Below are 25,159 nucleotides of genomic sequence, written 5' to 3'. Positions count from 1 at the left end.
CCCTCCCCGAACTCAGATGAGATCCATCGATCAGAAGCGATCGGCCAGCGCCATGCCGGGATCGCTGAACGAGGGACGGCCGGTCTCGACGTGGCCAGCGACGCGGCGATAGAAGCTGTCGTCGGTGTCGCTGGTGACGACGAAGTCGTACCACAGGCCGGACTTGCGCAGGTGCCAGTACAGCTCGCCGTGGCGTCCGGGTGCCGACACCTTGACGGTCCACGAGGTCGACGGACCGCCATGGCTCGGCCCCGGGAAGAACGTCGGCGCGCCAAAGCCGAAGCCCGGAGCATCGAAGTCGGGCGCCGAGCGGAAGCCGGGCACCGCGCCGAAGCCCACCGGATGGAAGCCGGGCAGCGGACCGAAGCCCGGACATTGCGGCTCCAGCGCGGCCGAGACCGAGGCGGTGACGGCCTGCAACGGCCCGTAGATCTCGTTCGACTTCACCGTGAAGCTCACGCGGGCATGGCCGTCATTGCGCAGCTGCATGTGCAGGCCGCCCTCGAAGACGTTGTAACCGACGAAGATCTCGGGGTTGGCGGCATTCGACGGCCTGACCTTGTCGAGGTCACCCTTGAAGTGACGGTGGAAGCCGTTCGGGCCGAGCACCCAGAGATCATACAGGCCATCGCTGCCGACGCTCCATTCGTCGTCGATCATCTTGCCGGCCTCGACGGTGTAGCGGCGCGGAATGAGATCGAGACGCTGCTTGTCGTAGACGTGGAACACGGCGCCGGCAAAGCCGGTGTTGGCGAACAAGAGCTTCACCTTGCCCGCGGCGGCGTCGACCTTCGCGGTGGCGTGCAGGATGTAGGGCAGCGGGCGCGAATAGCGCGCGCCGCTCTCCTGGAACAGCGGCTGCGGCGTCGCGGGCGCAACCGGCGCCGGCAAGGTCTTCTGATGCGCGTCCGACGCCTGCCAGTTGCTCTGGTCGGGCAGCTCCGGGAAGCGCGGATCGTTGGGGCTGGCGAAATCGAACGCCGAGGTGAGATCGCCGGAGACGGCGCGGTGCCACGGGCTGATCGCCTCGACCTTGATGCCGAAGCGCTTCTCCAGGAAGCGGCCGACCGAGGTGTGGTCGAACACCTGCGAGTTGACCCAGCCGCCCTTGCTCCACGGCGACACCACATACATCGGCACCCGCGCGGACAGACCCCAGGGGCGGATGTTGCCGCTGACCGTGTCGGTCGCGGTCAGCACGTTGCCGACGGTGTTGGAGAAATACTCGCCGTCGAGCGGCAGGGTCGCCTTGCCCATCAGCTTGCCGTTGATGTCGTAGGACGGCACCGCGGGGGCCGGCAGATGATCGAAGAAGCCGTCATTCTCGTCGAAGGTCAGGAAGAAGACGGTCTGGCTCCAGACGTCGGGATTGGCCGTCAGCGCTTCCAGCACCTGGTCGGTAAAATTGCCGGCACGGGTCGGGCTGCCGCCGCCGGGATGCTCGGAATTGGCCTGCGTCGGCAGGATCCACGACACCTGCGGCAGGGTGCCGGCCATGACGTCGGCCTTCAGCCGGTCGAGATAGTCCGGGCCGCCGGTCAGGCCGTGCACGTAGTTCGGATCGTTCGGCTGGGCGTGACGGAAGCTGGAGAACGCCAGACAGCCGTGCATTGCGCCGGTCCAGTTGTCGTTCATGTCCTGATAGATGTGCCAGCTCACGCCGGCCTTGTTGAGCAGATCGGGCAGCGTATCCCAGGCGAAGTCGCTGCCGACATATTTGTAGTTGGCCTGCGGCTGCGGCTGGCCGGCGACCCAATTGTGCGGGTTCGGCCAGCAGCGCAGGTTGTTGGGCTCGGAATCGTTGGTGGTGGAGTTGATGCCCTGGGCGCGCAGCGCCGGGTTGAAGTTGGAGCCGGACCAGAACACGATGCGGTTCGGATCGGTGCCGGTGGTGATGGAAGCGTGGTAGGCGTCGCAGATCGTGAACGCTTCGGCGAGGGCGAACTGGAACGGGATGTCGTCGCGGCCGAAATAGCCCATCGCATAGGGCGTCTTGTACTTCGCCCAATAGCCCATCTTGCCCTGATTCCACGCCGCCTGGCTGTCGCCGAAGGAGTGCGGCGTGCCATAGCCGACCAGCGCGTTGGAGGTCGTGGAGTCGCGGTGATAGGGCGGAATCTCGCGGCTGCCGTCGGACTGGAACCAGACCGGCTTGCCGCTCTCGAGCGGGATCGGGAAGCGGTCGCCGAAGCCGCGCACGCCGCGCAGCGTGCCGAAGTAATGGTCGAACGAGCGGTTCTCCTGCATCAGGATGACGATGTGCTTGACGTCCTGAATGGTGCCGGTCCGGCGCCGCGCCGGAATGGCCAATGCCTGGCGGATGCTGGCGAAGGCAGCCGCCGCTGTGGCGCCTGCCAAGAAATCGCGACGTGTTGTCATGCTGATACGACCTTTTGAAATCCTGAAGACCATCGTCAGGATTGGCGGGGCGAGCCCGGCCAGCTCCTGCGAACGTCCCTGGCGTATCAGCGCGGCTTGACAGCGCTGTGAAATTTTTATTTACGAAATGAATCTGAATGAGATTTCCTCAGTATCGGGGCGCAGCGTGACGGAATCGACCTTTCGTTCTGGGCAGGGCGTGAACGGCATCCTGGCCCGCGTGCGTGAGCTGCAGAACGAGCTGCCGCCCAAGGCCAGGCAGATCGCGGAGCTGGTCATCGCCCGGCCGGAGCCGTTCATCCACATGTCGATCACCGAGGTCGCGGAAGCCTGCGGCGTCAGCGAGGGGACGATCGTCTCGTTCTGCCGGCGGGTCGGGGTGCGGGGCTTCCAGGAGCTCAAGATCATGCTCGCGCGGGACCTGATCGAGCCTGTCAGGCTGATCCAGGAAGACCTGCATCGCGGCGACGATCCGGCGACGGTGACGGACCACATCTTCGCCGCGCATGCCGCCTCGCTGCAGGAGACGCGGCGGCTCTTGTCGATGGACGCGCTGGCGCAGGCGGCGACGCTGCTGCGGCAGGCGCGGCGGGTCGAGATCTACGGCATCGGCAGCTCGGCGCCGATCGCGCAGGATCTGTCGTATCGCCTGCTGCAGCTCGGGCTCGCGGCCAATGCCATCGTCGATTCGCATGTCCAGGCGGTCAGCGCGGGGATGACCGGGCCCGAGGTCGCGACCGTCACCGTGTCGCATTCGGGCAGCACGGTCGAGACGGTGCTGGCGACCCGGCTGGCGCAGGCGGCGGGCGCCCGCACCATCGGCATCACCCGGCTCGGCAAGTCGCCGCTGGCGGCGCATTGCGAGGTGCTGCTCTACACCGTCGCCAACGAAACGCGCTACCGCCCGGAGGCGATGAGCAGCCGCGTCGCGCAGCTCGCGATCATCGACACGCTGGTCAGCTGCTGCGCGCTGACCGACACCGAGCGCTCCGTCGACAGGCTGCAGCACGCGGCGCGCATCCTGTCCGAGAAGCGCTACTGAACGCGGCACCGGCCGCGCCTCAATAATCCTTCAGCAGCCGCTCGATGTAGTCGAGCTCGAGCTGCGGCCGCGACTGATCGCCGAGCCGGCGGCGCAGCTCCTCGAGGATGCGGCGGACGCGCTGCACGTCGATCTCGCCGGGAATCTTCTGCGAGAAATCGTCGATGTCGCGGCCGGGATGCATCGGACGGCCGAGCGGATCGGTCTGCTGCGCGCCCTGCTGGCGGCCGGCGCGCTGGCCCGGACCGTCGCCGGGCTGGTCGCCGTCGCCCTGCTGCATCGCCTCGGCGAGGCTCTGCGCGCCCTTCTTCAGCGCATCGAGCGCCTTGCCCTGCGACTCCACCGCGCCGTCGGCATTGTTGTCGCCGAGCTGGCTGCCGGCATCGCCCATCGCGCTGTCGGCATCGTCGAGCCCGTCGCCGGAATCGCCCTGGTCGCCTTGATCCCCCTGCTCGCCCTGCTGGCCGGGCTGGCCCTTCTGGCCTTTCTGACCCTTCTGTCCCTTTTCGCCCTGCTGGCCCATGCCGCGCTTGGCGAGCTGCTCCTGCAACTGCTTCAGCCGGTCGCGCAGCGCCTGCTGGTCCTGCTGCAGGTCGCCCATGCTCTGGTCCTGGTCGCCCTGCTGCTTGTTGCGGTTGCGCCGCGAGTCCTGGCCCTGTTTGAAGGTCTTGTCGCGAAGCTGCTGCTGCTTGCGGATCATGTCGCCGAGCTCGTTGAGCGCCTGCTCCATGTCGTTGTCGCCGCCCTGGTTGGGCTGCGCCATCTGCAAATTCTCCAGCATCTGCTGAAGCTGCTCGAGCAGCTCGCGCGCGCCCTCCTTGTCGCCCTGGCGCGACAGCCGCTCCATGCGGTCGATCATGTTCTGCAGGTCCTGCTGGCGCAGCACCTTGGTGTTCTGGTCGAGCGGCCGCTGCGCCATCTGCGGGTTGTTGCGCAGCTGCTCGGCGAGCTGGCGCATGTAGTTGTCCATCGCCCGGCGCAGATCCTCGGCGAGCTTCTTGATCTCCTCGTCGCTGGCGCCACGCTCCAGCGCCTGCTTCAGCGCGTCCTGCGCCGCGCGCAGCGCCTTGTCGACGTCACTGATGTTGCCATCCTCGATCGTCACCGCGAGCGCCCACAGGCTCGCGACGACCTCGCGCAGCGCGTCGTCGGTGCGGGCGGCCTCGAGCTGCCGCGTCACCGCGCGCAGGCCGAGATACTGGCCGAGCTCCGGCGAGAACAGCTCCGGCGCGATCGCCAGCGCGTCGAGCGCGGTGAACACGTCGCCATTGCGGTTGCCGTCGAGCGCCAAAATCCGCCGCTGCTCGATCAGCGCCCGCGCCAAGGGCTTGGTGAACAGCCGCTCCGGCAGCCTGGTCTCGAACGGCTCGCTGGTGCCCTCGTTGCCGGCCTCGTCCTTGGCGGTCAGCGTCAGCGTGACGTCGGCGCCGGCATAGGGGTCTTCGCTCAGATCCTTGACGGTCTGGCCGACGCCGTTGCGGGTGCGCGCGTTCGGCAGCACCAGCGGAAACTCCGGCGGCTGGAACAGCGGCCGCGCCGCCGGCGTATCAGTCGTCTTGGCGTCCGGCTTGGCCTCAGGCGCGCGCGCGGCGACCTTGGCGCGGGCTTCGGTCACGCCGTAATCGTCCTCGATCTTGTAGGACAGCTTCAGCGAGCCACGCGCCTGGCGCTCCGGGTCCTTGGCCATGCTGATGACCGGCGGCTTGTCCGGCGTCGCCGCGAACACCCATTGCGGCTGCCCCGACGGCGCGCGCACATGCACGGTGCCGTCGGCCTTGATCGTGTAGTGCTTCTCGGTGGTGCCCTTCGGCGCGGCGTCGCCGGCGGCGACCTCGTTCGCCGCGGCCTCGGTGACGCCGCCACCGGTGATGACGTCGAGCGTGCCGCCGCTGGAGCGGATGATCAGGGTCGAGCCCGCGGGCACCACGATCGGGCCGCTCGCCGGCACCGCGCCTTCCTTGTTGGCGGCGGACAGGATGATCGGCGGCTTCGCGGTATAGAGCGGCGGCTTGATCCAGGCATCGACGCGGACCGTGACCGGGGTCAGCACGCCGTTCCAGTCGAACGCCGAGGCGATGCGCATCGGCCGCTCGTCGCCAGCCGCGACATAGGTCGCGACCAGCAGCACGACGACCAGCGCGCGCACCGCCCAGGGGTCGTGCAGCGACAGCCGGGGCCGGGGCGTGCCGGCGCGGATACGCTTGACCGAGGCGAGCGTGCGCTCGCGCTGCGCCTGCCACAGCGCCTGCGCGATCGGATCCTTGGTGGTGAGCGTGTCGGTGAGCGCGGTGGCCGGGCGATGCGCGATGCCCGAGCCGCGATCGAGCCGCGCCAGGCCCTCCTCGCGGCTCGGCCAGCGGTAGCGCAGCATCGGCACGGCGGCGCCGAGCAAAAGCAGCAGGAACAGCAACACGCCGATCATGCGCGCCGCGAACGGCAGGCCGAGCCACAGCCCGGCCCAGGACACGATCAGGAACAGGCCGACGACCATCAACAGCCGCGCCAGATGCGGCCAGCCGCGCTCCCAGGCGATGGCGTACTGCGCCCGCTTGAGCGCCTGCGTCAGCTTCAGCCGCGCAAGGCCGTCGGGAGTGCTGCTTGCCGGCGGGGCCGGCTCGTTGCTGAGGCCGCTCAACGATTTCTCCAGGTTGCCCGGATGTTCACCCTATCACAAAGGCATCCATGAGGCACGCGCCGTGCCAAGACTTTCCCGCCTACGCAGTCGATCCACACGGGAGTGTGACCGGGGGCGGGTTCCCGGGGAGTTACGGGTGCGGCAGCCGAATGTGTGGCGCAGGCGCCTGCCTCAAACTCCGTCATTGCGAGCGCAGCGACCGCCTTCGCCCGATGGGCTTCGGCGGACAGGTCGCTACGCTCGCAATGACGCCTGTGGCGAACATCCCGCCACGGATCATCAAACACTCCGCGGAGAAATCATCAGCAAGACAAGCCCCATTGCTCCCGCGACGCCATCCGCGCCCGAGTGATGCCCGACATCTCACCCTCCTCGAACAGAGGGCGCAGGGAAGACCGGGCGCCGGCCGGCGCCCATGGTCCGCGTGCAGCAAAAAGCACGCGGCAGAACCACAGGCTCAGCCGAGATCACCCGGCCTTCCCTGCGCGATGGTGTTACGATTTATACGCGCTCTTCCCGGGGACCGGCTTGTTGGCCCCGTCGCGGACGACACGTCATCGCCCCCTTGGCATCAGCACCGGGATGCCAGAACCACGCGACTTCCTCGTCGCACCGGGATCGTTCGTCCGCGCGAGCAAGCCCACGCTGCGTCCCCATGCGCCCACCGCATCCCGCACCCGACGTCCGTGACGATCGCGAAGCGCCCCCTCAGCGGGACGGGATACCGGGGAGTAGAGCATGATTTCGGATAAAACGCAAGTCATATTCCAAGCGACCGAACAGAACTGAGCGCCGCCGCCCCGACCGCTCCAGGCGCACGATATCCGTTTGATCAACGCAGACGCAGCATCTGAAAGGCTAGTTATGCGCATCCTCATCATCCTAAAGTTCCTCGCTCAGTATCACGGAGCCAGATCAAACAAACTCCGTGCGCGACGATTGCAAGTGATCGCAGCGATCAGCTATGATACCACTCCTAGGTGAGAATCCATTTATCTCGCCTCCAGGCTGATTTTTTAAACAAAGCGGAATACATGCCCTTCACTCAAAAGCAACGAAAACAATTCGCTGATGCTGCTCAATCCCTGAAGCTCTATCGTCGGGCGGAGCTTACCACGGAAGAAGGGGATAAGCCGCTGATAGAAGAGCTTTACGTTGATCCACTACCCAGCGAAGGCATCTTCCATACGATGATGAGGCCAAACACGACGTTCCTGATTGGCCGCAAGGGCACAGGCAAATCAACAATCTTTCAGCGAGCCCAGCACGAGATCCGCAAACAAAATCACTCTGTTTCGGCATACTTGGACATCAAGACGATATACGAGTCAGCTGAGGTCGATCCCACGTTACTTCAGAAGATTGAGGCCTCACAGGGGGCTCTCCCTCCGGAAAGCGTAAGGCGCATCCTACTCTACGAGGAATTCGTCAAAGCAGTTCTAATTGAAATTCGATCTGAATTGCGAAAGCAAATCGAAAGATCCTTTCTGTCTCGCCTCAAAGATCGCCTCCTGTCTTCGTCTGATGAAGTGTTCGAGGCTCTAGACGAGCTAATCGACAGTTCAAGAAACAGCGTATTTCAAGACATCACCGGTATAAAAGTCGTCGGAAAGAAAACGGCATCAAAAGCCGACGCCTCTCTCAACGCAAAGGCTTCCGCGAGTGTTAAGGCGGATACGACCGGTTCCGCTAAGATCGCCACTGATGGTTCATTGACTGCATCAGCATCCTCATCCAACCAAAACGAGAATGAATTCGCTCAAATTCTCCTCAGGTCGTTCAACGTAAAAACGATCATAAGTGAGCTTAGCGACATTCTGGACGGCTTTGGTATAAAGCGCCTGTACGTTTTTATCGATGATTTTTCAGAGTTGCCCGAAGACGCGATGTCAATCTTCGTGGATTCGATCTTGGCGCCGCTTAATAACTGGTCTCAAGAGCTAATAAAGTTCAAGATCGCGGCATATCCGGGACGGATATATTACGGTCAAATAGACAAGACAAAGATCGATGAGGCCTTCCTTGATCCGTTCAAGCTTTATGGCTCGAACGATGTTTCGAATATGGAGGAGAAGGCGATCGATTTTACGTCCCGCCTTATAGACGCTCGACTGAAACAGTTCTGCAACGCGCGCCTGGGGGACTTTGTTGAATCAAATCCTGAGGACGTGGCCAGCTTACTTTTCTTTGCCACGATGGGAAACCCAAGGAACTTGGGACACATCTTATCCAATCTCTACGAATCTCACGTTGTTTATGGCAAGTACATAGGCCCGAGAGCCGTTCGAGACGGCGCGCGGAAATATTACGAAGAAAAGATCGAGCCCTTCTTCGGAATTCAAAAATTTCGGCACGAGCGATTTGACGAACGCCTATCGGTCTATAGCCTTAAGGAGCTTTTAGAGCTCCTTGTCGATAGAGCGCGAGAATTGCGAAGATACCGCGATTCTGCTCTTATGCAGAAAATTGCGGGCCGCCCCCCGACAAGCCATTTTCATGTCATCTCTGAGCTTGAAGGCGTGCTTTCAACGCTAGAGCTAAACTTTTTCCTTACAAAATACTTTGAAATGAAAGATCGAGATGGCCGAAAGGTATCCGTCTTCGCACTAAACTTCGGCTTGTGCGAGAAGCACTCGATTGAGTTTGGACGTCCAGTCGGACTCAGAGAGTTTCGTTTGTATTTCGTCGAACGAATTTTTGATTCCAGCCACATCATTCGCTCTTACCTACACGCAAATCAGGAAATCAAATGCCCCGACTGCGGAGCAATATTCGGCCTCGACAAGCTTGATAGCTTGAAGCTCTATAGAATGAGATGCCCGGAGTGCGGAACAGGGACATGTAAAGTAACTAATCTTTCCAAGAAATATGAAACAATCCTTCGAGAAGTGAATCCCGAGCTGTTACTACCCACAACCGAGCTCGGCATCTTGGAAACGCTCTATGGCGAGCGTCGCGATTTGATGGCTGCAGAGATTGCCGAAGATCTAGATTGTTCTTACCAACTTGTAGGCAAGAGAGGGAAGATAATGGAACAGAAGGGCCTAGTGAGTCGGCTAATGGAACAAAAGCGACGCAAATTCAGGCTTACAGAGTTGGCGATGAAGGAATACTTCGACGGCAACGAGTCCAGAAAGCTTGACGTCGGCGAAGGCTAAGAAAACGCACAAAACAGCTAGTCGCCGGCCTGTTTTGTGCATTGGTGCAGTCCAACACTGTCACCGTAGTTCCAAACGGTCTTCAAAGGAGCTTAAATTGGGTAACGACCTGATCGGAGAGGACACCGCAAAGGCCATTCAAGAGACTGCAAAGTTCGGTGGAAAGCTCGTTGATGCGAGCAGTGCAGCCGGTGGATATCTCAGCAACACCCTAGGCTCCTTACCGGAAAATCTAGTCGGCCTTATAGGTGACCAAGTGGCGTACTGGCGCCGCAGGCGTTGGATTGACCTCAGCGCAGACTTGGAAAGGCGCCTGGGCGATCGTGGCGTCAAGGGCGTTGAGCCAAGCCCGACACTAGCCATCCCTATTCTGCAGGCAGCGGTTGACGAAACACGAGAGGCATTAAAGGAGCTTTGGGCAAGATTGCTAGCAAATGCGTTCGACCCAAACCGAACACACTTAGTTCGGAGTTCGTTCATCGAGTTGCTTAAGAAGTTCGACCCGATGGATGCTGTTGTTTTCGAAGTGATGGCTTCGCAGACCGGCGATCTTTCTCCTAATGCTCGCGACTTCGTTGTCGCGAAATTGGGTTCGAGGTCCTCTCTTGAGGAGGTTCTAGTTTCCTTCGAAAACCTCGAACAACTCGGGTGCATCAGCCGCATGAACCGCGACGCTTGGAACCCAATCATCACCAATCGAGGCAAACTTCTCTACAGGGCGCTCACAAAATAAACCTTAACTTTGGTGCAGCACATGCGCTGTACGATCGCAACGCCGCATCTTTTGTCTTAGGCTTCGCTCGTACCGGCTCGGTTGTCAGCCTGCTATTAGTTTGACCGCTGAATTATAGGCTTGCGCAGCTTCCTTATTTCTTCGGCATGACGGCTAAGGTCGTGCAGGAGCAGTTCAAACTCCTTGTACGGAATGGTGATGAAATCCGGCTTCTTTCGACCGAGCCACACGGGACGGCGCCTCTCTTCTGGAGGGGTTTGCTCAGAACTTATTGTAGCAAGATACTCGACCCAGCGATCCATTGCAGTCTGGGCTGCGATAGCCCGATCATACATCGCCCGTCGAGTGGCGGCCGGAACTACCGTTTTCATACCGACTCTCCTTTGGTTTTGCGAGACCCTATATTGAGATACCCCGCGCGGGCCGCGGGCGTGCGGAGGCGCTCAGCGGCATCGAACTCGTTCAACTTGCTGACCTTCATCAACAGTCTGGCGCGCCGCCTCCCCCTCACGGCCAAACCGGCACCCCCTCCAGTCCCGCCGTCTCCGGCAGCCCGCACATCAAATTCGCATTCTGCACCGCCTGCCCGGCGGCGCCCTTGCCGAGATTGTCGACGACGCCGAGCGCGATCACCAGGTTGCGCTCGGGGTCGGCGGCGTAGCTGACGAAGGCGAGGTTGGAGCCGGTGGCCCATTTGGTCTGCGGCGGCGCGTCGGTGACGCGGACGAAGGCGCTGTCACGATAGAAGCGGCGGGCGGCGTCGAGGCATTGCGCCGTGGTGGCGCGGCCGCGGGCGTAGATGGTGGCGAGGATGCCGCGGGTCATCGGCACCAGATGCGGCGTGAACACGAGGCCTGTGGCGCTGCTGCCGCTGATCCGCGCGATCGTGCTTTCGATCTCGGGCATGTGGACGTGCCTGAGCAGGCCGTAGGGGATCAGGTTCTCGTTGCTCTCGGCGTAGCCGAATTTGCTGTCGCCGCCGCGGCCGGCGCCGGAGATGCCGGTCTTGGCGTCGATCACGATGTTGTCGGGCGAGATCAGTTTTTCGGCGAGCAGCGGCGCCAGCGGGGTCAGCGCCGCCGCCGGGAAGCAGCCGGGATTGGCGATGCGGGTCTGGCCCGCGATCTCGCTCGGCCAGACGTCGGCGAGGCCGTAGGTCCAGCCGTCGGCGTAGCGGTGGTCGCCGCCGATGTCGACGATCTTCACGTGGCCCGGCACGCGCGCCAGCGCCTCGCGCGAGGCGCCGGTGGGGAGCGAGGCCATGAGCACGTCGAGCGGCGGCAGGCGCGCGGGGTCCCACTTCTCGATCACGAGATCGGCGAGGCTGGCGGGCACGCCGGGGAAGCGCTCCGCCAGAAGCTGGCCGGCGCTGCCCTCGCCCGCGGCGTAGACCAGCTCGAACGCCGGATGCCCCGCGACCAGGCGCATCGCCTCGCCGCCGCCAAAACCGCTGATCCCGACAATGCCGACGCGAATGCTCATGGGTGGGGGTCCTGATGCTTGCTCAAGGGAGAATTTCGGGAGCGCGACGCTTACTCTGAATGCGACGCCCATTTCGATCGTGTTGAATTGAGAATGGGCCTCATTTCATCATTGATATCAGCCGCAGATGAATGTCCGTCCGGGAAGACTTCAAGCGCGCCGACGGTGCTGGCCTCGGGCAGCGGCAAGAAGAACGCCTCACGCATATAGGCAATCGCGTAGAGGCGAAAGTTGGTATCGAGGGCATCCAGGTGGCGACCGATCATCATCACGAGCTGCGATGCGGGAGCGCCGACCTCGGCTGCGTTGCGCAGCGCTCGAACCAGGGTCGGATCGAGGTTCATCCTGTTGTTTCCGGTTTTTGGACGCGCACGAAACCTAAGGGAGTTGCTGGGCCCCTGTGTGAAACTCACGACTGCCTGCTGCCGTTCGTCTCCATCAGTCCGAGCGGCAGCGAAAATTTCTTGCAGTCACTGGGGTCACCGCAACGCCGCGGCTTTCGTCTTCGGCTTGGCGCGGGCCGGCTCGGCCGTCAACCGGATTCCCATCGCATTGATGATCCGCAGGACGGTCGCGAACTCCGGGTTGCCGTTCTCGCCGAGGGTCTTGTAGAGACCCTCCCGCGTCACGCCGGCGGCCTTGGCGACCTGGCTCATGCCCTGCGCGCGGGCGACGAGATTGAGCGCGTCGCGGACCTCGGCGGGATCGCCGTCGGCGAGCACGAGGTTGAGATACTCGGCACGGGCGGCCGGGGTGCCGAGATGCTCAGCGGCGTCGAATTTCTTGAGCTTGCTGACCTTCATCCTCAATCCTCCAATGTCGCCGCGAGGTCGTGGGCCTTCTTGATGTCCTTGTCCTGGGTCCGCTTGTCGCCGCCGCAGAGCAGGATCACGACGGTCTTGCCGCGTCTCGTGAAGTAGATGCGGTAGCCGGGGCCGTAGTCGACGCGTAGCTCGCTCACCGCACCACCAACTGACTTGGCATCGCCGAAGTTTCCGGCAGCCACCCGGCTGATCCGCCGGACGATGTGCAAACGGGCGCGCTGATCGCTCAACGCGGCCAGCCAACGCGAGAAGCCGGGCGTTTCGCGAACGTCGACCATATGGGGAGTGTAATCTATGGATTACAAAGACGCAAGTACACGATGTGCGAGGCTGGACTAGGCAATCGCGGCAGAACGGCTGCTAATGAGTTACTCTGTCATGCCCGGGCTTGTCCCGCCTGCGCGGCCGTAGCCGCTTCGGCGCGGCGAAGGCCCGGGCATCCACGTCGTTCCCAGGATGCCGGACGACGTGGATGGCCGGGACAGGCCCGGCCATGACGATGTGGAGACGGATGAGCGTGGACGCGCGAGCTGCGTGCGCGTCAGGCCCCCTCACAGCCACGGCGCCGGCGTGTCCATCGCGATCAGCTGCTCGACCTCGATGCGCGGGCGGATCACGGCGGACTGGTCGCCCTTGACCAGCACCTCGGGGACCAAAGCGCGGGTGTTGTAGGTGCAGGCCTGCACGGCGCCGTAGGCGCCTGCGGTCATGATGGCGAGGAGGTCGCCCGGCTTGGGCTCGGGCAACGTGCGGTCGAGCGCGAGGTAGTCGCCGCTTTCGCAGACCGGGCCGACGACGTCGGCCACGAAGGCGGGCGCGTTCGGTGCGGGCTCAAGCACCGGCAGGATGTCGTGATGGGCCTCGTAGAGCGTCGGGCGGATCAGATCGTTCATCGCGGCGTCGATGATGACGAAGTTCTTGGCCTCGCCATGCTTCACATAGATCACCTTGGCGACCAGGATGCCGGCATTGCCGACGATCATGCGGCCGGGCTCGAACATCAGCGTGCAGCCGAGATTGTGGCTGACGCGCTTGACCATCGCGGCGTAGGCGGCCGGCTCCGGCGGCACGGCGCGGTCCATGTGATAGGGGATGCCGAGGCCGCCGCCGAAATCGACATGGGAGATGTCGTGGCCGTCGGCGCGCAGGGTCTGCACGAACTCGGTGAGGATGCGGAACGCGGTTTCCATCGGGCCGAGATCGGTGATCTGGCTGCCGATATGGACGTCGACGCCGGTGACCTTGATGCCCGGCATCTTGGCCGCGCGGGCATAGACGCGGCGGGCGTGCTCCAAGGGAATGCCGAACTTGTTCTCCGACTTGCCGGTCGAGATCTTGGCGTGCGTGCCGGCATCGACGTCGGGATTGACACGGACCGAGATGCGGGCGGTGTGGCCGGTCTCGACGGCGAGCCGCGCCAGCAGATCGAGCTCGGGCTCGGACTCGATGTTGAGGCAGTGGATGTCGGCCGCGAGCGCGGCGCGCAGCTCGGCCTCGGTCTTGCCGACGCCGGAGAACACGATCTTGCGCGAGGGGATGCCAGCCGCCAGCGCCCGCTTCAGCTCGCCGCCGGAGACGACGTCGGCGCCGGCGCCGAGCTTCGCCAGCGTGCGCAGCACCGACTGGTTGGAATTGGCCTTCATCGCGTAGCAGATCAGCACGTCCTGGCCGGCGAAGGCGTCCGCGAACACGCGGTAGTGCCGCTCCAGGGTGGCGGTGGAGTAGCAGTAGAACGGGGTGCCGACGGTTGAGGCAAGCTCGGCGAGATTGACGTCCTCGGCGTGCAGCACGCCGTCGCGGTAGTCGAAATGGTTCATGGGTCGGGTCCGCGCGCGGGGCTGCGAGATTGAGTGATTGTGGCGGCGAATTGCCGGGAAATGGGTGGGATTGTCAATTGAGGTGCCACCCTCCCCTCGAGGAGGGGGAGGGGCGATCGCCCGCGGAGTTCGCTTGTGGCCGGCTATCTCTCCGGCGTCATGCCCGGGCTTGACCCGGGCATCCACGTCCGTCCCAGGATGCCACACCACGTGGATGGCCGGGTCAAGCCCGGCCATGACGGTGGAATTAGGCGGGCTCGATCTCGGATGCCCAGCTGGTCAGTTGAGGAAGGCCGCAGCCGCTATTTGCTGTCGAGCAGCGGGTCGAGAATGAAGGGTTTTTTCTGGCCGCGGGTGGCGGCGGGGGCGGCATCAGCGCCGTAGCCGGAGTTGAACAGGCCGGGCTTGTTGGCGGCGTCCGTCGCGGTGTCGGTGGGCGCGGCCGACATCTGCGGCGCCGGCGGGGAGTTGGCCGGCAGATCCAACGGGCCCTTGCGGCCGCAGGCGGCCAGCAGAAGGGCTGTGGCGCCCAGGACGAGGACGACCCGGGCGGCGGAGGTTGGACGGCGAGCGCGATTCACGTGTGAAATCCCCATGCGGGCGGCACCATACAGAGATTGAACCGGCCTGACGAGTGCGGGAGTGCCACGCCGGGACGATCAAATTGCGGCGATCAAATTTCGGACGGAGCCCTACTTCCGCTGTTTTTCCAGCCGCTTCAGCCAGGCCTTGGCCTGGGAGGCCACGTTCTTCGGGGCGGTGCCGCCGAAGCTGGTGCGGCTCTTCACCGAGGACTCGACCGAGAGCACGCCGAGCACGTCGGCCGTGATCTTCGGCTCGACCTCCTGCATCGCCGTCAGCGGCAGCTCGTGCAAGGCCACGCCCTGCCTGGCGGCCAGCGCGACGATGCGCCCCGTGACGTGATGGGCCTCGCGGAACGGCATCTTCAGGCTCCGCACCAGCCAGTCGGCGAGATCGGTCGCCGTCGCGTAGCCCTCGCCGGCGGCGGCCTTCATGCGGGCCTCGTCCGGCACCAGGTCGAGCGCCATGCCGGTCATGGCCCGGATCGCAAGCGACAGCGCCGCGAACGCCTCCATCGCGCCCTGCTTATCCTCCTGCATGTCCTTCTGATAGGCGAGCGGCAGGCCCTTCATGACGATCAGGAGCGCGTTCAGCGCGCCGATGACGCGGCCGGTCTTGGCGCGGACGAGCTCGGCGGCGTCCGGATTGCGCTTCTGCGGCATGATCGAGGAGCCGGTCGTGAACTTGTCCGACAGCTTGATCAGGCCGACCAGCGGCGAGGTCCAGATCACGATCTCCTCGGCGAAGCGCGACAGGTGCACGGCGCAGATCGAGGCGGCCGACAAGGTCTCCAGCACGAAGTCGCGGTCGGACACGGCGTCGAGCGAATTGGCCATCGGGCGGTCGAAGCCGAGCGCTTCCGCCGTGGCGTGGCGGTCGATCGGGAACGAGGTGCCGGCAAGCGCGGCCGCGCCGAGCGGGGATTCGTTGAGGCGCTTGCGGGCATCGAGGAAGCGGCCGCGGTCGCGCCCGGCCATCTCGACATAGGCCAGCAGGTGGTGGCCGAAGGTGACGGGCTGGGCGGTCTGCAGATGGGTGAAGCCGGGCATCACCGTGCCGGCATGGTTGAGCGCGCGGGAGGCGAGCGCGTGCTGGTAGGCGGCGAGCGCCGCGTCGATGTCGTCGATCTCGTCGCGCACGAACAGGCGGAAATCGGTCGCGACCTGGTCGTTGCGCGAGCGCGCGGTGTGCAGGCGGCCGGCGGCGGGGCCGATCAGCTCGGACAGCCGGCTCTCGACGTTCATATGGATGTCTTCCAGGGCCCGCTTGAACTCGAACGAACCCTTGGTGATCTCTGACAAAATCGTGTCTAGACCCTTCCCGATATTTTTCGCATCACCCGCCGTGATGATGCCCTGGGCGGCGAGCATGGCGGCGTGCGCCTTGGAAGCGGCGATATCCTGCGCGTAAAGGTGGCGATCGACGTCGATCGAGACGTTGATGTCCTCCATGATCTCGTCGGGACGCTCCGAGAACCGTCCGCCCCACATCGTGTTGCTCATGCCTGAACCGCTTCCAAGACCTTGCTGATCGCCACGGGATGGGACACACCGTCCGGACTCCCGAAATTCGCGCCTCTGATAGCCGCAACCGACCCGAGATGACAAACGATAAGCCGGATACGTCCCCTGCCCGCCCCGCATCCTCGCGGCGAACGCTGCTCGCGGCCGGTGCCGTGGCGGTGGTCGCCGTGGCCGGCATCGCCGCGGTGACCTTTGGCGGATTGCTCAGGGGACGGCCGGCGGGCGACCAGGCCTGTCAGGCGGCGGTCGCCACCGCCAAGCGGATCTCGCCGCTGATCAAGGGCGAGGTGGCGGCGCTGACGGCGGCAACCGTGCCGCTGCGACTGCCGGACCTCGCTTTCGAGGACGGCACGGGGGCAGCGAGGAAGCTGTCGGACTTCCGCGGCAAGACGGTGCTGTTGAACCTCTGGGCGACCTGGTGCGTGCCCTGCCGCAAGGAGATGCCGGCGCTGGACGGCCTGCAGGCCAAGCTCGGCAGCGACGCCTTCCAGGTGGTCGCGGTCAACATCGACACCCGCGATCCGGAGAAGCCCAGGGCGTTCCTGAACGACGCCAAGCTGACGCAGCTCGCCTATTTCAGCGACCCGAAGGCCAAGGTGTTCCAGGATCTCAAGGCGGTCGGCCGCGCGCTGGGCATGCCGACCTCGGTGCTGGTCGATGCCCAGGGCTGCGAGATCGCGACCATCGCGGGACCTGCCGAGTGGGACAGCGCCGACGCGGTCAAGCTGATCCAGGCGGCGACGACGAAGGCCGCCGCGGGGCTTTAATCAGGGACTATCAGGCGGCGATGTTGAGGTTGCCGCCGACGCCGGGGCCGGCATTGGCGAGCGACAGCGTCTGCTGCGCGCCGCCGAGCAGCGTCAGGACGGCGTCCTTCTGGGCGTTCAGGTTCTGCTTCAGCACCGACGTGGCGACCTGCTGCTGTGTCGCACTCGCCTGCTGCGCCATGACCGCAGCCACCAAGCTCATGTCCATACGCATATACCTCGCTACCGGCACGCTAACCGAGGAGCCTTAACGAAGCGTATCGGTGGCGCCCGACAGCGGTAAAATCAGCGGGTCGGCACGGGTTTGGGGCCGCGATAGTCGTAGAAGCCGCGCTGCGTCTTGCGGCCGAGCCAGCCGGCCTCGACATATTTCACCAGCAGCGGGCACGGCCGGTACTTCGAATCCGCCAGCCCTTCGTGCAGCACCTGCATGATGGACAGACAGGTATCCAGGCCGATGAAATCGGCGAGCTCCAGCGGCCCCATCGGATGGTGCGCGCCGAGCTTCATCGCCGCGTCGATCGCCTCGACGTTCCCGACGCCCTCATACAGCGTGTAGATCGCCTCGTTGATCATCGGCAGCAGCACGCGGTTGACGATGAAGGCCGGGAAATCCTCGGAGACGGCGACCTGCTTGCCGAGCCGGCCGACGAACTCCTTGGCCGCCTCGAAGGTGGCGTCGTCGGTGGCGATGCCGCGGATCAGCTCGACCAGCTCCATCAGCGGAACCGGGTTCATGAAATGAATGCCGATGAAGCGCTCGGGGCGGTCGGTGCAGGCGGCGAGCCGGGTGATGGAGATCGACGAGGTGTTGGAAGCGATGATCGCCTCGGGCTTCAGCACCGCGCAGAGATCGTGGAAGATCTTGCGCTTGACGTCCTCCTTCTCGATCGCGGTCTCGATGACGAGATCGCAATCGGCGAGGCCATCGAGGGTTTCGCTGATCGAGATATGGCCGAGCGCCTGGTTGCGGGCGTCCTCGGAGATCACCTTCTTCGCGACCTGGCGGGTCAGATTGCCGTTGATGGTCGCCATGCCCGATTTCAACCGATCGGCGGTGACGTCGTTGAGCACCACGTCGAGCCCGGCCAGCGCGGCAACGTGCGCGATGCCGTTGCCCATCTGTCCTGCGCCGATCACTCCGAGCTTGTTGATCTGAGCCATGTTGTCATCCACCCGAACGGCACGCCTGCTGCGCCCGTCCATGCCCTTGGAAGTGAGAACACCGGCCGCCGCGGTCCCATGCGGCCGGTGTCTTGAGCGTTACTTGCCGAGCTTGGCGAGCGCGTCGGTCAGCTCGGGAACCGCCTGGTAGAGATCCGCCACCAGGCCGTAGTCGGCCACCTGGAAGATCGGCGCGTCCTCGTCCTTGTTGATCGCGACGATCACCTTGGAGTCCTTCATGCCAGCCAGATGCTGAATGGCGCCTGAAATGCCGACCGCGACATAGAGTTCCGGGGCGACGACCTTGCCGGTCTGGCCGACCTGCCAGTCGTTCGGCGCGTAGCCGGCATCGACCGCGGCGCGCGAGGCGCCGACGCCGGCACCGAGCTTGTCGGCGAGCGGCTCGATGTACTTGGCGAAGTTCTCGCGGCTCTGCATCGCGCGTCCGCCGGAGACGATGATCTTGGCCGAGGTCAGCTCGGGACGGTCGCTCTTGGCGACCTCCTCGCCGACGAAGCTCGACAGCGCCGGATCACCGGCGGCCGCCACGCTCTCCACCGACGCGCTGCCACCTTCGCCCGCGGCTGCGAACGTGGAGGTGCGCACGGTGATGACCTTCTTGGCGTCCTTCGACTTCACGGTCTGGATCGCGTTGCCGGCATAGATCGGCCGCTCGAACGTGTCGGGCGCCACGACCTTGATGATCTCCGACACCTGCATCACGTCGAGCAAAGCGGCGATGCGCGGCATCACGTTCTTGAAGCGCGAGGTCGCCGGCGCGACGATCGCGTCGTAGTTCGCGGCGAGCTTGACCACGAGATCCGCGAGCGGCTCGGCGAGATCATGCGCATAGGCAGCATCGTCGGCGAGCAGCACCTTCTTGACGCCGGCGAGCTTGGCGGCGGCGTCGGCCGCGCCCTTGGCGCCCTGACCCGCGACCAGCACGTCGACATCGGCGCCGAGGGCTGCAGCCGCCGTCAGCGCCTTGTTGGTCGCGTCCTTGACGGACGCATTGTCGTGTTCGGCAATCAGCAGCGTGGCCATCAGAGCACCCCCGCCTCGGTCTTGAGTTTGTTGACGAGCTCGGCGACGTCCTTGACCTTGACGCCGGCCTTGCGGCCCGCGGGCTCAGCGGTCTTGATCACCTCGAGCCGCGGCGTGAGATCGACGCCGGTGTCGGCGGCGGTCTTCTCGGCGATCGGCTTCTTCTTCGCCTTCATGATGTTCGGCAGCGACGCGTAGCGCGGCTCGTTGAGGCGGAGATCGGTGGTGACGATCGCCGGTCCCTTCAGCTTCACGGTCTGCAGGCCGCCATCGACCTCGCGGGTAACCTTGAAGTCGGACCCTTCGACCTCGAGCTTGGAGGCGAAGGTCGCCTGCGCCCAGCCGAGCAGCGCCGCCAGCATCTGGCCAGTCTGGTTGCTATCGTCGTCGATCGCCTGCTTGCCGAGGATGATCAGGCCAGGCTGCTCTTCCTGGGCGACCGCCTTGAGGATCTTGGCGACTGCGAGCGGCTCGACATTGCCTTCGGCCTTGACCAGGATGCCGCGGTCGGCGCCCATCGCGAGCGCGGTGCGGATCGTCTCCGAGGCCTGCGCGGGCCCGATCGAGACCACCACCACCTCGGTCGCCTTGCCGGCTTCCTTCAGCCGCAGCGCTTCCTCGACGGCGATCTCGTCGAACGGATTCATCGACATCTTGACGTTGGCGAGTTCAACGCCCGATCCATCGCTCTTGACGCGGACCTTGACGTTGTAATCGACCACCCGCTTGACCGGCACCAGAACCTTCATCGATCCTCTTTCGCTCTAAATTGTCCGGGGTTGACCTTTCGGGCGCGGAACCTAAAGCGCCCATCCCCCCCGGTCAACGCGCGACGGGCGAAAAAAGCAGGCCCGCACGCCCCCGGGTTAACGGTTTTGCCCCGGCACCCACAACACGTCGCCGGCGCCGTTCCGGTTCGCCGCCCTGCTGGCGACGAACAGGAAATCCGACAGCCGGTTCATATAACGAATGGCGGCCTCGCTGACCGGCTCGTCCGGCTTGCCGGCGAGTTCCGTCATGATCCGTTCCGCCCTGCGGCAAATGGTACGCGCCACATGCAGATGCGCCGCCGCCGCGGTCCCTCCGGGCAGCACGAACGAGGTCAATGGCGCGAGCCGCTCGTTCAGTGTGTCGATGTCGCGCTCCAGACGGTCGACCTGGCTCGCGACCACGCGCAGCCGCTCCGCCTTGCCCTCGCGCTGCGGCACCGCGAGATCGGCGCCGAGGTCGAACAGATCGTTCTGGATCAGGCCGAGCATCGCATCGATTTCGGGCGCATCAGCCAGATGCAGCCGGACCACGCCGATCGCGGCGTTGGTCTCGTCCACGGTTCCATAGGCGGAGACGCGCAGATCGTATTTGGGACGCCGCTCGCCATTGCCGAGCGCGGTCGTGCCGTCGTCACCGGTCCGCGTGTAGATGCGATTCAGGACCACCATGCTGCGTTCTCAACGTCCGTTTCTCGACGCCTCGGCGTCTCGGTCTCAGCGCCCCATCGCCCAGATCGCCGCCATGGCAATGACGACCGCGACGAACTGCAGGATCACCCGCCAGCGCATCAGCTTCTGCGACAGGTTGGGCGAGCCGCCCCGCGTCATGTTGACGAGGCCGAGAAACAGCACCAGCGCGACCGCGCCGACGGCGATGGGAAGGATGAATTTACCGAGAAGTGAAGCCATTCGGGCTAGATAACACCGCAGACGCAGGAGCGCCATGCCGGATCGGACCGCCAGGGGCTGCAACTTCTGGCTTTTGGGCCCGTAATATCGGATTGTACAAATCACATCGTTTCGCGGAGTGCAGGAACAGGTGAAGGCGCTTCGCTACATCTTCCACGTCGTCATGGACGCGTTCTACACCTTCCTCGCCGACGACGGCTGGGCGATCGCCAGCCATATCGCGCTGTCAACCCTGATGGCGCTGTTTCCGTTTCTGATCGTCCTGACCTCGCTCGCCGGCTTTCTCGGCTCCAAGGATCTGGCCGACCAGGCTGCCACCCTGATGCTGCAGACCTGGCCGGCCCAGGTCGCGGATGCGCTGACCGGCGAGATCCACGACGTGCTGACCACGACCCGGACCGACGCGCTGACCATCGGCGCCGTGCTCGCGGTCTATTTCGCCTCGAACGGCGTCGAGGCGCTGCGGGTCGCGCTCAACCGCGCCTATGGCGTGATCGAGCAGCGCCGCTGGTACTGGCTGCGGCTGGAGTCGATCGGCTACACCCTGGTCGCCGCGATCACGGCGCTGGCGATGTCGTTCCTGATCGTGCTCGGGCCGCTGATGCTGGCCACCGCCCGGCGCTACCTGCCGCTTGCGGTCGAAGCCAACGAGCGCTTCGTCAACCTGTCGCGCTACGGCATCACCATCAGCGCGCTGATCGTGGCGCTGTTCATCCTGCATGCCTGGCTGCCGGCGGGCCGGCGCAGCTTCATGCAGATCATGCCCGGCATCGTCTTCACCTTCGTCGCCTCGCTGGTGTCGGGCATCGTGTTCGGCCAGTATCTGGCGCGGTTCGCCAACAACTACGTCACGATGTATGCGGGGCTCGCATCGGTGATCATCGCGCTGGTGTTCCTGTATTTCATCGCCGCGATCTTCGTGTATGGCGGCGAGTTGAACGCCTCGATCATCAAGTCGCGGCTGCCGCGCGGCGTGTCGCTCCAAGAAGCGCAGTCGCTAGTGCCCGCGGCGAAACGGGCTTGAGCAGGAACGCGTCGGCGCCGGCGGCGCGCGAGGCCGCCTCGTCCTCGCCGCGTCCGGAGACGCCAATGATCGGGATCGTGCCGTGAGGCGCATCCAGCTTGCGGATACGGGCAATCGCCTCGACACCATTGATGCCGGGCAGCACCATGTCCATCAGCACCGCATCGTAGCTGCCGGCCATGATCCGCTCCGGTGCGGCCTCGCCGCGGCCGATGAACTCCGCCTGGTGGCCGAGCTCGTTGAGGATCGTGTTGAGCACCACGCGGCCGAACGGATTGTCCTCGACGCCGAGGATGCGCAAGGGCCGCGTCGGCCCCAGGGTGACGCCATCTTCCGAGCCGCCCGCCGTGGTGTGCGGCGCGGCCGCCACGGTCAGCGCCACGGTCAGCGTGAAGGTCGTGCCGCCGCCTTCATGCGGCGCCACCGCGACGTCGCCGCCCATGGCGCGCGCGATTTGCCGAACCGAGGACAGGCCGAGGCCGGCGCCCCCGAAGCGCGAGGCGATCGAGACATTGGCCTGGCTGAACGGGCGGAACAGCCGCTTGATCTCCTGCAGGGTCAGGCCGATGCCGGAATCGGAAACACGGAAGGCGACCGCGACCTTGCCCTTGGCGGCGCGCCTGATCGGCCTGCCGCGCCCGGCCTTGCCGGCCAGCGCGATGTCCAGCGCCACGCCCCCCTGCTCGGTGAACTTCACCGCATTATCGATCAGATTTTCGAGTGCGGCGCGTAGCCGCACGGGGTCACCGACGACGAGCCCCGGCAAATCGTCGGAGACACGGACCTTGGCCTCCAGCCCCTTGGCGGCGGCGCGGCCGGACAGCGAGTCCCCGGCGGCGCGCGCCAGCACGCGCAGGTCGAACAGATCCTCGCGCAGCAGCGTCCCCGCGGTCTCCTGCTTGGCGGCATCGACGAACAGGGTCGCCAGGCTCGACAGATGCTCCGCGCCGGCCTTGATGGTGTCGACCCAGCGCCGCTCGCGCTCGCCGAGTTCGGATGTGGCGAGCAGGTCGCTGATGGCGAGAATGCCTGTCAGCGGCGTGCGGACCTCGTGGGCGAACACCGCCAAGGCGGCTTCGACGACTCCCGCACCTGGTCCGCCGGGCGCGAACGCCGCCCCTTTCGCCGAGACGGGCTTGGCTGATCCAGGCTTGGCTGATCCAGGTTTTGCTGATCCGGCCTTGGCCGCGCTGCGCCGGCTCCCCGCCATCGCCGTGACCTGAGGAACGTGCTTCTTGAGCGGTCGCGCCTTGGCGCGCTCCTTGACCGGCGGCGCCTTCGCGGCGGGCGTCTTCGGCTTCCCTGCTTTGGACGAGACCTTCGACGGCGCCATTCCAGAGGGCGTCTTTCCACCGGCCGGCCTCGACGCCGCGGCGGGCCTGGGCGCAGCCGGCTCGGCCGGTCGGGCCCGGCGCCCCGTACTCATGTTCCGAACGCGCTTCATCATGGCCCCTGTGACATGAACTCCGAAAAACGAAGGGGCACTTCTACTGTCATGTCTCGTCGTGCCGCTTTCGATTGAAGCTCCCGATTACCCGCGCCATCGAGCAGCATGGCACGGTCGTTTCCGGGTGTCACGATGCCCCGGAGGTTGTCCCCGCCGGAAACGTGGGAAGACATCGGGCTTGCGGCAGGACGCGGCTAGACCATGCCGATCCTGTGTCGGATTTCCGCCGGCGAGACGCCTTCCGCGCGCAAGGCGCGCAATCCCGTCGCCTGGGTGGACTTGGACAGCTTGTGGCCCTGTGCGTCGCGAATCAGTTGGTGATGCCGATAGGCCGGCGCCGGCAGGCCGAGCAGGACCTGCAGCAGCCGGTGGACGCTGGTGGCATGAAACAGGTCCTGGCCGCGCACCACCTCAGTCACCCCCTGCAGGACGTCGTCGAGCACGACGGACAGGTGATAGCTGGTCGGCGTCTCCTTGCGCGCCAGAACCACATCCCCCCACGCCTCCGGCCTTGCTTCGACCCTGCCGCTCTCGCCCGAAGGCCCGGCGCCGTGCTCGTCCCAGGCCAGCCGGCCCACGCGCGCGATCGCCGCGGCCATGTCCAGCCGCAAGGCATAGGGCACGCCACCGGCCATCAGCCCCGCACGTCGCGCTTCGGAAAGCGAGGTCGCCGTCCCCGGATAGAGCGGCGCCCCGTCGGGGTCGCGCGGCCAGGCTCCGTCCGCATCCCGCTGTGCGACCAGCCGCGCGATCTCGGCCCGGCTCTCGAAGCTCGGATAGACGAGCCCCATACCCTGCAGCCGCTCCAGCGCAGCGCGGTACTCGGCAAGGTGCTCCGATTGCCGCCGCACCGGCTGCTCCCAGGTGATGCCGAGCCAGGCGAGGTCTTCATAGATCGCCTGCTCGAACTCCGGCCGGCACCGGGTGGGGTCAATGTCCTCGATGCGCAGCAGCAAGCGGCCGCCGCTCTGCTGCGCGCATCGGACGTTCAACAGCGCCGAATAAGCGTGGCCGAGATGCAGATAGCCATTCGGACTGGGGGCAAATCGGAAAACGGGTGGCATGACATCTTGTCATTGCCGGACTTGAGCTGGCGCGATCCGACAATCATCCTTCAATTACGTTCGATCCGAGATGGATGCGCGGGTCAAGCCCGCGCATGACGACGCAGAAAGCTTTAGACACATGACCCTCCATCTCGACAGCCAGGACATTCTCGAGGACGCGGTCCGCGAGCTGGTGAAGCAGGACAACCGCCTCGCTCCGATCCTCGCCGCCACCGGCATGCCGGCGTTGCGGCGGCGGGAGCCGGGCTTTGCCGGGATCGCGCACATTGTCTGCGGCCAGCAATTGTCGACCGCCAGCGCGGCGGCGATCTGGGGCCGGCTGCAGGGGGCGTTCGATCCGTTCGATGCCGACGCGATCCGCCGCGCCCGTGCCGACCGGCTGGGCCGGCTCGGGCTCTCGGCCGCCAAGATCAAGACGCTGAAGCACATCGCGCGCGAGCTTGCCGCGGAACGGCTCAACCTCGATGTGCTGGCCAATGAGGATGCCGATGCCGCGCACGCGAGGCTGACGGCCCTGCCCGGCATCGGACCGTGGACCGCGGACGTCTATCTGCTGTTCTGTCTGGGTCACGGCGACGCCTGGCCGGCCGGCGACCTCGCCGTGCAGGAGGCCGTCAAGGTCGGGCTCGGCCTTGCGGCGCGGCCGACAGCGAAGCAGATGATGCCGCTTGCAGAAGGCTGGCGGCCGCTGCGCGGCGCGGCCGCGCATCTGTGGTGGAGCTATTACCGCGTGCTCAAGAAACGCGAGGGCGTCATCACGCCGGCGAACTAACAACTTCGGCGAACGCCGTT

23 protein-coding genes are annotated in these 25,159 nt (G+C 65.0%); 6 read left to right on the top strand and 17 right to left on the bottom strand.

All coding sequences use genetic code 11. The features are described 5' to 3' along the window. Positions 1-30 precede the first annotated feature (30 nt). The gene (locus ACQR1D_RS05420; RefSeq protein ID WP_316181255.1) at positions 31-2,379 is read right to left on the bottom strand and encodes a phosphocholine-specific phospholipase C; all 2,349 of its coding nucleotides are present in this window, start codon (positions 2,377-2,379) and stop codon (positions 31-33) included. 166 nt (positions 2,380-2,545) lie between these two features. Between ACQR1D_RS05420 and ACQR1D_RS05415 the strand changes: the two genes are divergently transcribed. After that, positions 2,546-3,421 (top strand): MurR/RpiR family transcriptional regulator, encoded by an 876-nt coding sequence (locus tag ACQR1D_RS05415; protein WP_434893772.1) that lies wholly within the window; start codon positions 2,546-2,548, stop codon positions 3,419-3,421. A 19-nt stretch (positions 3,422-3,440) separates the two neighbouring features. Here the strand turns inward: ACQR1D_RS05415 and ACQR1D_RS05410 are convergent, their stop codons facing one another. Continuing rightward, positions 3,441-6,056: a TIGR02302 family protein gene (locus ACQR1D_RS05410; protein ID WP_434893773.1), complete on the bottom strand. Its 2,616-nt coding sequence runs from the start codon at positions 6,054-6,056 to the stop codon at positions 3,441-3,443. 1,034 nt (positions 6,057-7,090) lie between these two features. On the opposite strand from ACQR1D_RS05410, the gene ACQR1D_RS05405 reads away from it, so the two are divergent. Beyond that, entirely contained in the window at positions 7,091-9,214 is a 2,124-nt protein-coding gene (locus tag ACQR1D_RS05405; protein WP_434893774.1) for a BRcat domain-containing protein, read from the top strand. 97 nt (positions 9,215-9,311) lie between these two features. Then, positions 9,312-9,947: an Abi-alpha family protein gene (locus tag ACQR1D_RS05400; RefSeq protein WP_434893775.1), complete on the top strand. Its 636-nt coding sequence runs from the start codon at positions 9,312-9,314 to the stop codon at positions 9,945-9,947. 507 nt (positions 9,948-10,454) lie between these two features. Here the strand turns inward: ACQR1D_RS05400 and argC are convergent. The 7 genes from argC to argH form a co-directional block, all read right to left on the bottom strand. Next, positions 10,455-11,429 (bottom strand): N-acetyl-gamma-glutamyl-phosphate reductase, encoded by a 975-nt coding sequence (gene argC, locus ACQR1D_RS05395; protein WP_434893776.1) that lies wholly within the window; start codon positions 11,427-11,429, stop codon positions 10,455-10,457. Between the two features lie 50 nt (positions 11,430-11,479). Next, positions 11,480-11,773, bottom strand: a complete 294-nt coding sequence (locus tag ACQR1D_RS05390; protein ID WP_315805689.1) for a hypothetical protein — start codon at positions 11,771-11,773, stop codon at positions 11,480-11,482. Positions 11,774-11,908: 135 nt separating this feature from the next. Further along, entirely contained in the window at positions 11,909-12,232 is a 324-nt protein-coding gene (locus ACQR1D_RS05385; RefSeq protein WP_434864156.1) for an addiction module antidote protein, read from the bottom strand. 2 nt (positions 12,233-12,234) lie between these two features. Next, positions 12,235-12,531 carry a type II toxin-antitoxin system RelE/ParE family toxin gene (locus tag ACQR1D_RS05380; protein WP_434881712.1) on the bottom strand — a complete coding sequence of 99 codons (297 nt, stop codon included), beginning with the start codon at positions 12,529-12,531 and terminating at the stop codon, positions 12,235-12,237. A 273-nt stretch (positions 12,532-12,804) separates the two neighbouring features. Then, complete coding sequence (gene lysA, locus ACQR1D_RS05375) at positions 12,805-14,070, bottom strand: diaminopimelate decarboxylase (RefSeq protein WP_434874369.1); 1,266 nt, start codon at positions 14,068-14,070, stop codon at positions 12,805-12,807. A 302-nt stretch (positions 14,071-14,372) separates the two neighbouring features. Continuing rightward, the gene (lptM, locus tag ACQR1D_RS05370) at positions 14,373-14,666 is read right to left on the bottom strand and encodes an LPS translocon maturation chaperone LptM (protein WP_316181243.1); all 294 of its coding nucleotides are present in this window, start codon (positions 14,664-14,666) and stop codon (positions 14,373-14,375) included. A gap of 96 nt (positions 14,667-14,762) precedes the next feature. After that, complete coding sequence (argH, locus tag ACQR1D_RS05365; protein ID WP_434837999.1) at positions 14,763-16,154, bottom strand: argininosuccinate lyase; 1,392 nt, start codon at positions 16,152-16,154, stop codon at positions 14,763-14,765. Positions 16,155-16,252: 98 nt separating this feature from the next. Between argH and tlpA the strand changes: the two genes are divergently transcribed. Then, positions 16,253-16,942, top strand: coding sequence for a thiol:disulfide interchange protein TlpA (gene tlpA, locus ACQR1D_RS05360; protein WP_434838000.1), 690 nt, complete (start codon positions 16,253-16,255; stop codon positions 16,940-16,942). Between the two features lie 10 nt (positions 16,943-16,952). Here the strand turns inward: tlpA and ACQR1D_RS05355 are convergent, their stop codons facing one another. From ACQR1D_RS05355 to ACQR1D_RS05330, 6 genes are all read right to left on the bottom strand, one after another. Further along, entirely contained in the window at positions 16,953-17,150 is a 198-nt protein-coding gene (locus tag ACQR1D_RS05355; RefSeq protein ID WP_315718145.1) for a putative motility protein, read from the bottom strand. A 77-nt stretch (positions 17,151-17,227) separates the two neighbouring features. After that, positions 17,228-18,106 carry a 3-hydroxybutyryl-CoA dehydrogenase gene (locus ACQR1D_RS05350; protein WP_315718147.1) on the bottom strand — a complete coding sequence of 293 codons (879 nt, stop codon included), beginning with the start codon at positions 18,104-18,106 and terminating at the stop codon, positions 17,228-17,230. 99 nt (positions 18,107-18,205) lie between these two features. Beyond that, positions 18,206-19,150 carry an electron transfer flavoprotein subunit alpha/FixB family protein gene (locus tag ACQR1D_RS05345; protein WP_316237107.1) on the bottom strand — a complete coding sequence of 315 codons (945 nt, stop codon included), beginning with the start codon at positions 19,148-19,150 and terminating at the stop codon, positions 18,206-18,208. Further along, a complete protein-coding gene (locus ACQR1D_RS05340; protein WP_316237108.1) occupies positions 19,150-19,899 on the bottom strand; it encodes an electron transfer flavoprotein subunit beta/FixA family protein in 750 nt (249 codons plus the stop codon). Before ACQR1D_RS05340 ends, ACQR1D_RS05345 begins: the two co-directional genes overlap by 1 nt. Positions 19,900-20,016: 117 nt before the next feature. Continuing rightward, a complete protein-coding gene (locus ACQR1D_RS05335) occupies positions 20,017-20,589 on the bottom strand; it encodes a cob(I)yrinic acid a,c-diamide adenosyltransferase (protein ID WP_315805679.1) in 573 nt (190 codons plus the stop codon). Positions 20,590-20,634: 45 nt separating this feature from the next. Further along, entirely contained in the window at positions 20,635-20,829 is a 195-nt protein-coding gene (locus tag ACQR1D_RS05330; protein WP_015664263.1) for a twin transmembrane helix small protein, read from the bottom strand. A gap of 130 nt (positions 20,830-20,959) precedes the next feature. On the opposite strand from ACQR1D_RS05330, the gene ACQR1D_RS05325 reads away from it, so the two are divergent. Continuing rightward, the gene (locus ACQR1D_RS05325) at positions 20,960-21,853 is read left to right on the top strand and encodes a YihY/virulence factor BrkB family protein (protein ID WP_316217986.1); all 894 of its coding nucleotides are present in this window, start codon (positions 20,960-20,962) and stop codon (positions 21,851-21,853) included. Here ACQR1D_RS05325 and ACQR1D_RS05320 read toward each other — a convergent pair. Together ACQR1D_RS05320 and gluQRS are read right to left on the bottom strand one after the other, a co-directional pair. Then, positions 21,780-22,922: an ATP-binding protein gene (locus ACQR1D_RS05320; RefSeq protein WP_409998000.1), complete on the bottom strand. Its 1,143-nt coding sequence runs from the start codon at positions 22,920-22,922 to the stop codon at positions 21,780-21,782. The two genes, ACQR1D_RS05325 and ACQR1D_RS05320, sit on opposite strands and share 74 nt — an antisense overlap. 572 nt (positions 22,923-23,494) lie before the next feature. Next, entirely contained in the window at positions 23,495-24,364 is an 870-nt protein-coding gene (gluQRS, locus tag ACQR1D_RS05315; protein WP_316237109.1) for a tRNA glutamyl-Q(34) synthetase GluQRS, read from the bottom strand. 121 nt (positions 24,365-24,485) lie between these two features. Here gluQRS and ACQR1D_RS05310 point away from each other — a divergent pair, with 121 nt between their 5' ends. Next, positions 24,486-25,139, top strand: coding sequence for a DNA-3-methyladenine glycosylase family protein (locus ACQR1D_RS05310; protein WP_434838001.1), 654 nt, complete (start codon positions 24,486-24,488; stop codon positions 25,137-25,139). The last annotated feature ends 20 nt before the right edge of the window (positions 25,140-25,159 follow it).

Source organism: Bradyrhizobium sp. HKCCYLRH2047 (assembly GCF_051168175.1).
Lineage (GTDB): Bacteria > Pseudomonadota > Alphaproteobacteria > Rhizobiales > Xanthobacteraceae > Bradyrhizobium.
This window is presented reverse-complemented; position numbering and strand designations above follow the sequence as displayed.

Bases quoted from the DNA above. Each gene is read 5' to 3' on its own strand.
- lptM (WP_316181243.1), bottom strand. From the start codon at position 14,666: ATGGGGATTTCACACGTGAATCGCGCTCGCCGTCCAACCTCCGCCGCC.
- ACQR1D_RS05420 (WP_316181255.1), bottom strand. From the start codon at position 2,379: ATGACAACACGTCGCGATTTCTTGGCAGGCGCCACAGCGGCGGCTGCC.
- ACQR1D_RS05310 (WP_434838001.1), top strand. From the start codon at position 24,486: ATGACCCTCCATCTCGACAGCCAGGACATTCTCGAGGACGCGGTCCGC.
- ACQR1D_RS05350 (WP_315718147.1), bottom strand. From the start codon at position 18,106: ATGGCTCAGATCAACAAGCTCGGAGTGATCGGCGCAGGACAGATGGGC.
- ACQR1D_RS05335 (WP_315805679.1), bottom strand. From the start codon at position 20,589: ATGGTGGTCCTGAATCGCATCTACACGCGGACCGGTGACGACGGCACG.
- argH (WP_434837999.1), bottom strand. From the start codon at position 16,154: ATGAGCAACACGATGTGGGGCGGACGGTTCTCGGAGCGTCCCGACGAG.
- ACQR1D_RS05390 (WP_315805689.1), bottom strand. From the start codon at position 11,773: ATGAACCTCGATCCGACCCTGGTTCGAGCGCTGCGCAACGCAGCCGAG.
- tlpA (WP_434838000.1), top strand. From the start codon at position 16,253: ATGACAAACGATAAGCCGGATACGTCCCCTGCCCGCCCCGCATCCTCG.
- ACQR1D_RS05355 (WP_315718145.1), bottom strand. From the start codon at position 17,150: ATGGACATGAGCTTGGTGGCTGCGGTCATGGCGCAGCAGGCGAGTGCG.
- ACQR1D_RS05330 (WP_015664263.1), bottom strand. From the start codon at position 20,829: ATGGCTTCACTTCTCGGTAAATTCATCCTTCCCATCGCCGTCGGCGCG.
- ACQR1D_RS05380 (WP_434881712.1), bottom strand. From the start codon at position 12,531: ATGGTCGACGTTCGCGAAACGCCCGGCTTCTCGCGTTGGCTGGCCGCG.
- lysA (WP_434874369.1), bottom strand. From the start codon at position 14,070: ATGAACCATTTCGACTACCGCGACGGCGTGCTGCACGCCGAGGACGTC.
- argC (WP_434893776.1), bottom strand. From the start codon at position 11,429: ATGAGCATTCGCGTCGGCATTGTCGGGATCAGCGGTTTTGGCGGCGGC.
- ACQR1D_RS05340 (WP_316237108.1), bottom strand. From the start codon at position 19,899: ATGAAGGTTCTGGTGCCGGTCAAGCGGGTGGTCGATTACAACGTCAAG.
- ACQR1D_RS05385 (WP_434864156.1), bottom strand. From the start codon at position 12,232: ATGAAGGTCAGCAAGCTCAAGAAATTCGACGCCGCTGAGCATCTCGGC.
- ACQR1D_RS05345 (WP_316237107.1), bottom strand. From the start codon at position 19,150: ATGGCCACGCTGCTGATTGCCGAACACGACAATGCGTCCGTCAAGGAC.
- ACQR1D_RS05405 (WP_434893774.1), top strand. From the start codon at position 7,091: ATGCCCTTCACTCAAAAGCAACGAAAACAATTCGCTGATGCTGCTCAA.
- gluQRS (WP_316237109.1), bottom strand. From the start codon at position 24,364: ATGCCACCCGTTTTCCGATTTGCCCCCAGTCCGAATGGCTATCTGCAT.